Here is a 9,329-nt window from a genome sequence, read left to right as displayed (position 1 = left end):
TCCTGTGCAACGCCCTAAAAAAAACAAAAAAGGTTCTACTCTGGAAAAAAGAAAAGACATACTTTAAAGAGCCAAATAGTAGTAAACAAAGTGAGTCAACAGGTGATTTGCACAGATTTTAGTAATGTGTATAAGTTTAGACTCAACTTTGGACAATCGAAGAAAATATCTTTAGCATATTTATTGTAAGGTATTGCCGATAGTGCTAAAATGCGCGCGGAATTGTCACGAGTTCAGCAGCTTAACTAAATTCTGATTGACTTTGCATCGGTTTTTTTGCTATAAAGCTGTCCTTTGAGAATTTAATAATCATAGCTACTTAAATTATAAAAATTGATTGGAGGTAACATGTCTAGAGTTTGTATGGTTACAGGCAAGCGCCCAATGACTGGCAACAACGTATCACATGCACAAAACAAAACAAAACGCCGCTTTCTGCCAAATTTGCATAATCATCGTTTTTGGGTTGAAAGCGAAAACCGCTATATCCGTCTACGTGTTAGCTCAAAAGGTATGCGTATTATCGATAAGAAAGGAATCGATTTTGTATTAGCTGATCTACGTGCACGTAAGGTTAAATTTTAATTGCATTAACACTTTAGGAGTCATTCATTATGCGTGATAAAATCAAACTTGTTTCAAGTGCAGGTACAGGTCATTTCTATACTACAACCAAAAATAAGCGTACCATGCCGAACAAGATGGAAATTAAAAAATACGATCCTGTTGTACGTCAACACGTTATCTATAAAGAAGCAAAAATCAAGTAAGTATACTTTTTTAGATATAAGCTCTCGCATAGGCGGGATTTTTATTTCTCTATTTATACCACCACAAATAAAAAAGGCTACCACTGTAGCCTATTACACATCACAAAGGAACCTTTATAGCATACCGTAGTGAGCTAGTTTCTTACGGAAGGTACCACGGTTAATACCGAGAATCTTGGCAGCACGACTTTGATTACCACCAGTGTATTCCATTGTTGCTTCAATCAAAGGCAGCTCAACTTCAGCCATTACTAATTCATAAACGTTTTCAGGTCTTGAGCCCTGTGCAACCATGTTTTTATAGTAGGTCGCAATAACCTCTTTAATATGATCACGAAGCGGTAGTTCTTGATGCACTTCTACTACTTTATGTGCATCACCGTAATGCATCGTCGTTGGCATATTTTTTTCCTCTTAAATTTTTGTGGTTTTACATCAACAGAAACTCACTATCACAATACGTTTTGAGCACTGTTTTTATTGATCTTACGAATCAACTGTGTATTATAAGGACAGCATGATTTAAAAGCAAGCGCAATCACGCTTACAATCATGCGTGACGCACAAAATAAGACCAGATGATTTTTAAGATTATCTATTCATTACCAATAAACAAAAAGAATTAAATTCATGACTGATACACCGATTAGAAAAACTTTATCGCTAAAGAGAAAAAAAATAGCTGAAGGTAACAATACTAAGCAACACAGCTCATCTACAAACAATAATAATTACCAACATCGCAAACCATTGCAATACAATCAAGAGCAAAACGAAAGCTTTAACAAAGCTGAAGGCAAAATGCAACAAGGTACTGACTATATTAAGCTTCTTGCTAACAAGGATCCTATTCTTGAAGATTTACAACAAAAAAGAGCAGCGCTGTTGACTCAAATAAACATACTTGAACAGCGTCTTATTTTTATATCTAGTGAACCTTTGCAAGCAGCATGTAATGAGCTAAAGCAGCAAGATACTAAGATTTTATGTAAGATTAACGATTACCTTATTTCTAAATAAACGTATCAAATTTATCTGGTTTTTTCGAATATTTCCTTAATACCTTTTTTGGCTAAGCTTAGCATTTGCTGGAAATCCTCATCAGAAAAGGGAATTCCTTCAGCTGTACCTTGAATTTCAATGATGCCACCATTATGCGTCATTACGATATTCATGTCGGTGTCAGCTGCTGAATCTTCGGCATAATCTAAATCTAACACGACTGAGCCTTGGTAGATACCTACGGAAACAGCAGCTACACTTGCTTGAAGAGGGTGAGCTTCCTCTGTTATCAATCCATTTTTTTGCATATAACAAATAGCGTCTTGAATTGCTAAACTCGCCCCTGTTATTGCTGCTGTTCTTGTGCCACCATCTGCTTGCAACACATCACAATCCACCTTTATTGTATAACCTGGAACTTGGCTTAAATCTACCGTGGCTCTTAATGCTCTACCAATTAGACGCTGAATTTCTTGTGTTCTTCCAGATTGCTTGCCCTTTGTAGCTTCTCTATCCATCCGTGAGTGTGTAGAGCGTGGCAACATTCCATATTCTGCTGTTAACCATCCTTGGTTAGTATCTTTTAAAAATTTTGGCACTTCCTTCAAAACTGAAGCAGTACATAGTACTTTTGTATCGCCAAAGCTTATCAAAACAGAACCTTCTGCATGCTTGGTAAAGCCATGAATAATTGTTAACTCACGCATTTGATCTACTTTTCGTTGACTTGGACGCATATTGATTCCTGTTTTTTTACAATAAGTGCACAGTATATCTGACTCACCCCGTATTTTGCAGCTTTTATTACTCATTACAACTCATTTTAAGCCTTAAGTAAATATCACAAAACCCTTTGTGGCAGCTATGTAAGCTTTGCTATACTAACGCTAGTTTTTAGCTTGCATATTAATAAACATCTTATGAAAGTAACCTATATAGAAGCCATACAAGTCATTCATAAAAAGGACTTCCCGTGCTACGTTATTACAGGCAAAGAGCCATTCCAAAAAAATAAATTGGTTGACTTGATTAATCAAAAATATAAAGCACAGCAGTTTGAAATTTTACGCACACAGATCACCAATCAGCAATATGATTTTCTTCAACTCAACTACAATACATTTAGCCTATTTGCTGAACAAAGACTCTTACAGTTGCATATTAGTAAAGCGCCTGACAAGAATGCACAGAAGCTACTTACTGAGTGTGTAAATAGCGTGCCACAAAACGATCGCTATTTACTCGTGTTTGAAGACTTAAACAGTGCTCAACAAAAAACAAAATGGTTTCAAACTATCATTCAGAATGCGCTCTATGTACAGATCTGGCCTGTTAGTATTAATGAAGCTATGACATTAATTAAACTTGAACTTACTTCACTTAAAACACCTATTAAACTTACTCAAGATGCCCTTATGCTGTTAGCACAAAAAACAGAGGGCAATTTATTTGCTGCTAGTCAAATTATCAGCCTGTTACAAGATCAGCCTGAAAAAAGCTTTGATCAGTACACTCTTTCTCAATACTTAAGCAATGCTATGAGTTATGATGTATTTGATCTATCTCAAAGTATCGTTGAACAAAATATCAACCGCTCGCTTACGATTCTACAATACTTATTCAAAGAACGTATCGAGACTGCTATCATTTTATGGGCCATTGTAAAGGAAGTTCGAATCTGGCTTAAGCTCTCAACGCAAACACCACAACAGCAACAAAGCACTTTTGTCACGAATAATATTTGGCGTGACAAACAAATTGCCTATCAGCGCTTAATTAAAAAGTTTCACCCAAACCAATATAGCCAATTGTTAAACAAATGCTTTATGATTGATTTAATGATCAAAGGTATAGAGTCTGGGAACGTTGAAAAAGAGCTAAATGAACTAATTTGTCAGCTTCATCATTAAATATACTCACCTTAGTGGCAATCAAAATTACTAAACATTAAACCTAAAGTGGATTACATCACCATCTTGAACGATATATTCCTTTCCTTCTAAGCGTGCTTTTCCTGCATCTTTAGCACCTTTTTCGCCGCTATATTGAATGTAATCATTAAAACTAATGACTTCTGCACGAATAAAACCACGTTCAAAATCAGTGTGAATTTTACCCGCAGCTTGTGGCGCAGTTGCTCCAACAGGAATGGTCCAAGCACGAACTTCTTTGACTCCTGCTGTGAAGTAAGTTTGAAGCTTAAGAAGTTTATAACCAGCACGAATGACACGATTAAGCCCAGGTTCATTTAATCCAAGATCGGCAAGAAACTCAAGTTTTTCTTCATCATTAAGTTCAGTGATTTCCGACTCAATCGCAGCACATACTGCCACAACATCAGCATTATCTGTTGTAGCAAATTCAATGACTTTATCTAGAAAAGGATTATCCTTAAAACCTGTTTCATCAACGTTGGCAATATACAGTGTTGGTTTATTTGTCAACAGTGGTGTTTGCTTAATCCATAGTTGTTGTTCATCATTAAAGTGAAAGCTGCGCGCTGGCTTTTCTGCTTCTAAATGCGCTTTTAGCGTTTGATAAAATTCAAGCTGAAGTTTAGCTTCTTTGTTAGCACTTTTGGCAAGTTTTTGTATGCGAAGGATCACTTTATCAAGTGTTTCAAGATCAGCTAATAAAAGCTCAGTGTTAATAGTTTGAATATCATCAATTGGATCAACTTTGCCTGCGATGTGTACAACATCGTCATTATGAAAGCAACGCACGACATGCGCGATAGCATCAGTTTCACGAATATTGGCTAAGAATTTATTTCCCAATCCTTCTCCTTTAGATGCGCCTGCTACAAGACCTGCAATATCGACAAATTCCATTGTGGCTGGTAATACACGTTGAGGATTGACAATATCAGATAATTGTTTCAAACGTACATCTGGTACAAAGACAATACCGATATTGGGTTCAATTGTACAAAAAGGGTAGTTCTCAGCTTGAATGCCTGCTTTAGTTAATGCATTAAAAAGAGTTGACTTGCCTACATTGGGTAAGCCAACGATTCCACATTTAAAACCCATAATGAATCCTTAAATTTTCTATTTTATTTCATTACATTTTTATTTTTGATGAAGCTGATTCATCACCGCTTGATAGTTCCCGTGTATTATATCCTCTAGATGGGATATCGCACGTTTAATGCTATCGTCGATTGCAATCTTGTCTTCCAAACAAGGTTTGCTTAACACATAACCAATCACTTTACTTTTATCACCAGGATGGTTGATGCCAATGCGCAGTCGATAGTAATCACGAGTGCCAAGAGCTGCATCAATATCTTTTAAACCATTATGCCCACCATGCCCACCTCCTTTTTTTAACCTAAGTTGTCCACAAGGAAGATCAAGCTCATCGTGAGCAACAAGAATTTCCTCAGCATCAATTTTATAAAATTGAGCAAGCTTAGACACGGCAAGTCCGCTTTTATTCATATAAGTATGAGGATAGAGAAGCCAGAGTTTATCGTTTGCAATATAGCTTTGAGCAATTGCCCCATGAAATTTGCTATCAAAAGAAAGTGTAGTATTAAGCTTACGTGCTATAGATTCGACAAACCATTCACCTGCATTGTGGCGTGTGCCCTCATATTGTGCACCGATGTTACCAAGACCAACTATCAGTTTAATTTTAGACATTCAGACAATTTATTTTCCAACAACGTAATTGGGCTTGGAGTATATACTCATCACAAATTATTTTACAGATTTTTTCGCGTTGCATTCTCAGTAAGTAGCTTAGCATTTATGCATAAATGCTAATAACCCTATCTTACCAGTCCATCGTAATTATGTATTCCAACAGCAAAGAAAATGATTTGCTTTGCCCACAAAAAGCTAAACAAACCAATATATGCAGCACCAATGACATCGCTTAAATAGTGTTGACCACTCACTATTCGACTAATCGAAATAAGGATAGCAAGGATGATGAATATAAAAGTAAGCTTTTTGTTTTGCAAAAAGTAACTAAGCCCTAAAAAGCCTGCGAAAGCAAGTGAGGTATGACCCGATGGAAAGCTATTAAAGAGACGTTTGTGTGAGAACCCATGAAAACCATACAAACCATCTTGTAAAAATAACTCGGGTCGATAGCGTGCAACAAGGATTTTTACGACCAAAGTTGTGACAATCGCAATGAATAATGTTAATGTCCATATCATTAGGCGTTGATTAAGTTTGCGACGAACGTATTGCCAAATGCAAATAAGAAAAAGCACAAAAAACAAACTCGCCCAATTATTGGGGGCAAATAAGGTCGAGATAAATTTAGAAAGTTTGGTGAATACAAGGACTTGGTTTATGTGGTTATTGATATTTAGTATGAATAATCGATCAAGATAAAGATAGCAAAGTATACAGATTATGAACGTGATAATGCCAACATAAAGTGTGTTTTTAATTAATGGTTTAAAGTTATCTAGTTTTTTCATTTAAATTATTATGTCAAATTTTTAGGTAAAGAAAGAGTAGACATTTTTAATGGTTGAAGAAAGTGATTATTGCGGGTTTTTGCTTGCTTAGTTATTATTTGTGATGCGTGCATAAACTCGAGAAAATATTTAGTTATGGCAATGACAGGCTTAAAATTAACAGCTGATGGTTGGATTAATATTGCCACCAAGTATCATTCCCCCAATTATAACGATAGACCTGAAAATACGACTATTAGTCTTTTGGTCATCCACTGTATTTCTTTGCCAGAAGGGTGTTATGATAATGATAACGTAGAGTATTTCTTCCTAAATAAATTGGATTGCAGCCAAAACTCAAGTTTTCAAACCTTGCAAAATATGCGCGTATCTAGTCATTTTTATATTAAAAGAGATGGGGAGATCTTACAATTCGTATCAATAAATAAACGCGCATGGCATGCGGGGTTAAGCGAGTACAAAGGGCAAACTAATTGTAATGATTTTTCTATCGGTATAGAATTGCAAGGTACAGATAAAACGAGTTTTACAGATGAGCAATATCAAAGTATTGCTAGTTTAAGTAAAGCCTTGATTTATGTTTATCCGCAAATTAAAGGCAACGTTGTCGGTCACCAAGATATTGCACCAAATAGAAAAACGGATCCAGGAGTTGGCTTTGATTGGCGGCGTTTTATGACCAGTGTTTTAGATCCTGAAAATGATAATTAGACTTTTGTAAACAAATTTTTTACTATACAGTTCTTCGCATAATGATAAGAAATCTGCAGAGAAGGTTGCAATTATGGCATTCATGTTAACATTCATTATTATAAGTTTCTTGATTATTTTAGGTTCTTTATTCATTTGGTCAAATAAGATGTTGATTGTTGTGATGCAGTTAAAAGAGCGCCAACGTTATATGTGTAATTTCTATCATGTGAACTATGTGCCTAACTTTAAGCCAGCAGTAGTGATTAGTAATAATGTGAACTTATTTCTGGCTGTGCTGTTACGTAAAATTGCTAAACAGCCTGTAACTGTGGTGATGGAATGTCATAACCCACCTGGCAGATTGATCGATTATTTACTTAAGCATTCAGGTGTTAAAATTTTATCTCAAGCCTTTATAAGCTCATGGACAGGAGAAGGTATACTCCTTGCACATCAAGATTTATATGATAAAGTCATCAAGCTTAATAATGAGATTATTCCTATGCAAGTCTGTGGTTTCGAATGTATCAAATACACACGTGGTAGAAACGTTCCACAATGGTTACATCTGAGTTTTTTTGAACCTATTAGCATTTCTCTATCTAACAAAGCACTTAAAGATCTGTTAGCAGAAAAAAATATTTACGCCTGGGAGCGCTATGTTTCACTTATGCCATCTATTCCGGAAGTATGGATAAAGCAAGCAAAAGCAAGAAAAGGTAAAAAAGTGATTGTCGATTCCACGGGCGTTGAACTGAGTTCTGAGCGCTTATTGGTCGCGACTTTAGCATTGTCTAAACTGATGGAGCCTAGATTAAGAGAGCAAGAGCGTATTGGTATTTGTTTGCCACCGAGTGTCGGTGGGGCAATGGCTACGATGTGTGCTTTTGTTTTGGGTAAAACGATTGTTAATTTAAATTATACTGCCTCAACAAGTGCATTGGATGCAGCTATTTCAGAATCTAATATTAAAACCATTGTTACTTCAGGACGTTTCATTGAGCAATTGAAGAAGAAAGGTTTTTATTTAGAAGAAGTTTTTAGTCAGTGTCACATTATTTTGTTAGAAGACATGCGTCAGCAATTGGATAAATTTACGTTATTAAAGACTTTGCTACATGTGAAACTCTCTTCAGCAGAGCATTTGATTGCGCATTATGTAACACGCGTTTCAACAGATCATACGGCTGCGATTTTATTTAGTAGTGGCAGTGAGGGGAAACCAAAAGGAGTAGTGTTAAGTCATAAGAATATTCTGGGGAATGTGAAGCAGTCGATGATTATTTTAGGCGCAAAGTCAAACGATTCAATTTTAAGTATTTTGCCGATTTTTCATGCTTTTGGTATGACGGCTACGACAATATTACCTTTAATTGAAGGTGTTTTTATGATTTGCCACCCAGATCCTACTGATGCGGCTATGTTAGGCACATTAGCAGAAAAATATAAACCTACAATTTTATGTGGGACATCAACTTTCTTTAGAATTTATGCTCGTGCCAGACAACTTACTGCGGAACAGTTTTCATCTTTAAACTTTGTTGTTGCAGGTGCTGAGAAGCTTTTACCAGAAGTAAGAAGTATGTTTGAGAAAAAATTTGGCAAGATTATTTATGAAGGTTATGGCACAACTGAGTTAAGTCCTGTTGCATCTGTCAATCAGCCAGATGAAGGTGGGATAATTCGTAATAAGGTTGGTACTGTTGGAAATGCAGTACCAGGTGGGCGATTTATGATTATTGATCCAGAGTCAAAAGAAGAGTTACCAGCTTTGGAGGCAGGTATGATTACCTTTGGTGGTGTGAATGTAATGGAAGGTTATCTACATAACTCAGAAAAAACTACAGAAGTGATTTTTAAACGAAATCGCATCCGTTGGTATCAAACAGGTGATAAGGGTATGCTTGATGAGGATGGATATTTAACAATTTTAGATTGTTATTCACGCTTTGCTAAATTAGGTGGGGAAATGGTCAGCTTGTCAGCTGTAGAAAATGAAATTATAAAACTTATTGGTATTGACGATGAAAAAAATGAGATTTTAGCGGTGGCAACTCCAGATCAAAAAAAAGGTGAGTGTGTGTCACTTCTATATACAATCGACATTAAAGCAGAAGATCTGAAACAAAAAGTAAATAACTCAAGAATGAATAATCTACTTAAACCACAAAATTACTTTAAAGTCGAAAGTATCCCAAAACTTGGCTCTGGAAAAACAGATTTCGCAGCAGCTAAAAATCAGGTGTTAGAACTTCTACGTTAGTGACAAGTGCATAATTCGAATATTTTAACCTTAGTGCAAATCATGGATGGGGTTGTTATTTCCAAAAGTTTTCACGATAATATTTTAAAAAACTATTAAATATTAAAGGTTTTTTAATAGGATTGTGATATAGTCCAAGCTCAAATCAAGGCAAGGCTTT

The 9,329-nt window shown here is 35.8% G+C and carries 11 protein-coding genes and 1 pseudogene; 7 read left to right on the top strand and 5 right to left on the bottom strand.

The window, feature by feature from the left end; genetic code table 11:
- The 3 genes and pseudogenes from M1V25_RS05570 to rpmG all read left to right on the top strand — a co-directional run.
- A pseudogene (locus M1V25_RS05570) lies at nt 1–162 on the top strand (IS5/IS1182 family transposase); the annotation flags it as partial.
- Between the two features lie 186 nt (nt 163–348).
- On the top strand, nt 349–585 hold the full coding sequence (gene rpmB / locus M1V25_RS05565; protein ID WP_116964012.1) for a 50S ribosomal protein L28: 237 nt from the start codon (nt 349–351) through the stop codon (nt 583–585).
- Between the two features lie 29 nt (nt 586–614).
- Nucleotides 615–770 carry a 50S ribosomal protein L33 gene (gene rpmG, locus M1V25_RS05560; RefSeq protein WP_116964011.1) on the top strand — a complete coding sequence of 52 codons (156 nt, stop codon included), beginning with the start codon at nt 615–617 and terminating at the stop codon, nt 768–770.
- Between the two features lie 114 nt (nt 771–884).
- On the opposite strand, the gene M1V25_RS05555 is transcribed toward rpmG, so the two are convergent.
- On the bottom strand, nt 885–1,172 hold the full coding sequence (locus M1V25_RS05555; protein ID WP_116964010.1) for a helix-turn-helix domain-containing protein: 288 nt from the start codon (nt 1,170–1,172) through the stop codon (nt 885–887).
- Between the two features lie 228 nt (nt 1,173–1,400).
- Here M1V25_RS05555 and M1V25_RS05550 point away from each other — a divergent pair, with 228 nt between their 5' ends.
- Complete coding sequence (locus tag M1V25_RS05550; RefSeq protein WP_116964009.1) at nt 1,401–1,790, top strand: hypothetical protein; 390 nt, start codon at nt 1,401–1,403, stop codon at nt 1,788–1,790.
- An 11-nt stretch (nt 1,791–1,801) separates the two neighbouring features.
- Here M1V25_RS05550 and rph read toward each other — a convergent pair whose 3' ends face one another.
- Nucleotides 1,802–2,509 carry a ribonuclease PH gene (rph, locus tag M1V25_RS05545; protein WP_116964063.1) on the bottom strand — a complete coding sequence of 236 codons (708 nt, stop codon included), beginning with the start codon at nt 2,507–2,509 and terminating at the stop codon, nt 1,802–1,804.
- Between the two features lie 183 nt (nt 2,510–2,692).
- Between rph and holA the strand changes: the two genes are divergently transcribed.
- Nucleotides 2,693–3,682 carry a DNA polymerase III subunit delta gene (holA, locus tag M1V25_RS05540; protein WP_498842676.1) on the top strand — a complete coding sequence of 330 codons (990 nt, stop codon included), beginning with the start codon at nt 2,693–2,695 and terminating at the stop codon, nt 3,680–3,682.
- Between the two features lie 30 nt (nt 3,683–3,712).
- On the opposite strand, the gene ychF is transcribed toward holA, so the two are convergent.
- The 3 genes from ychF to M1V25_RS05525 all read right to left on the bottom strand — a co-directional run bounded on the left by ychF (nt 3,713) and on the right by M1V25_RS05525 (nt 6,213).
- Nucleotides 3,713–4,804 (bottom strand): redox-regulated ATPase YchF, encoded by a 1,092-nt coding sequence (gene ychF, locus M1V25_RS05535; RefSeq protein WP_498842675.1) that lies wholly within the window; start codon nt 4,802–4,804, stop codon nt 3,713–3,715.
- Between the two features lie 39 nt (nt 4,805–4,843).
- A complete protein-coding gene (gene pth, locus M1V25_RS05530) occupies nt 4,844–5,419 on the bottom strand; it encodes an aminoacyl-tRNA hydrolase (protein ID WP_116964006.1) in 576 nt (191 codons plus the stop codon).
- Nucleotides 5,420–5,547: 128 nt separating this feature from the next.
- A complete protein-coding gene (locus M1V25_RS05525; protein ID WP_116964005.1) occupies nt 5,548–6,213 on the bottom strand; it encodes a phosphatase PAP2 family protein in 666 nt (221 codons plus the stop codon).
- A gap of 141 nt (nt 6,214–6,354) precedes the next feature.
- On the opposite strand from M1V25_RS05525, the gene ampD reads away from it, so the two are divergent.
- Together ampD and M1V25_RS05515 are read left to right on the top strand one after the other, a co-directional pair.
- Nucleotides 6,355–6,924 (top strand): 1,6-anhydro-N-acetylmuramyl-L-alanine amidase AmpD, encoded by a 570-nt coding sequence (gene ampD, locus M1V25_RS05520; protein WP_116964062.1) that lies wholly within the window; start codon nt 6,355–6,357, stop codon nt 6,922–6,924.
- Between the two features lie 73 nt (nt 6,925–6,997).
- The gene (locus M1V25_RS05515) at nt 6,998–9,169 is read left to right on the top strand and encodes an AMP-binding protein (RefSeq protein WP_498842674.1); all 2,172 of its coding nucleotides are present in this window, start codon (nt 6,998–7,000) and stop codon (nt 9,167–9,169) included.
- Nucleotides 9,170–9,329: the final 160 nt, after the last annotated feature.

This window comes from Candidatus Nebulibacter yamunensis, assembly GCF_024208055.1.
Classification (GTDB): domain Bacteria; phylum Pseudomonadota; class Gammaproteobacteria; order Francisellales; family Francisellaceae; genus Caedibacter; species Caedibacter lacustris.
The sequence above is the reverse complement of the archived record's forward strand: the minus strand, read 5'-3'. Positions and strand labels throughout refer to the sequence as shown.

Bases quoted from the DNA above. Each gene is read 5' to 3' on its own strand.
- rpmB (WP_116964012.1), top strand. From the start codon at position 349: ATGTCTAGAGTTTGTATGGTTACAGGCAAGCGCCCAATGACTGGCAAC.
- rpmG (WP_116964011.1), top strand. From the start codon at position 615: ATGCGTGATAAAATCAAACTTGTTTCAAGTGCAGGTACAGGTCATTTC.
- M1V25_RS05555 (WP_116964010.1), bottom strand. From the start codon at position 1,172: ATGCCAACGACGATGCATTACGGTGATGCACATAAAGTAGTAGAAGTG.
- M1V25_RS05550 (WP_116964009.1), top strand. From the start codon at position 1,401: ATGACTGATACACCGATTAGAAAAACTTTATCGCTAAAGAGAAAAAAA.
- rph (WP_116964063.1), bottom strand. From the start codon at position 2,509: ATGCGTCCAAGTCAACGAAAAGTAGATCAAATGCGTGAGTTAACAATT.
- holA (WP_498842676.1), top strand. From the start codon at position 2,693: ATGAAAGTAACCTATATAGAAGCCATACAAGTCATTCATAAAAAGGAC.
- ychF (WP_498842675.1), bottom strand. From the start codon at position 4,804: ATGGGTTTTAAATGTGGAATCGTTGGCTTACCCAATGTAGGCAAGTCA.
- pth (WP_116964006.1), bottom strand. From the start codon at position 5,419: ATGTCTAAAATTAAACTGATAGTTGGTCTTGGTAACATCGGTGCACAA.
- M1V25_RS05525 (WP_116964005.1), bottom strand. From the start codon at position 6,213: ATGAAAAAACTAGATAACTTTAAACCATTAATTAAAAACACACTTTAT.
- ampD (WP_116964062.1), top strand. From the start codon at position 6,355: ATGACAGGCTTAAAATTAACAGCTGATGGTTGGATTAATATTGCCACC.
- M1V25_RS05515 (WP_498842674.1), top strand. From the start codon at position 6,998: ATGGCATTCATGTTAACATTCATTATTATAAGTTTCTTGATTATTTTA.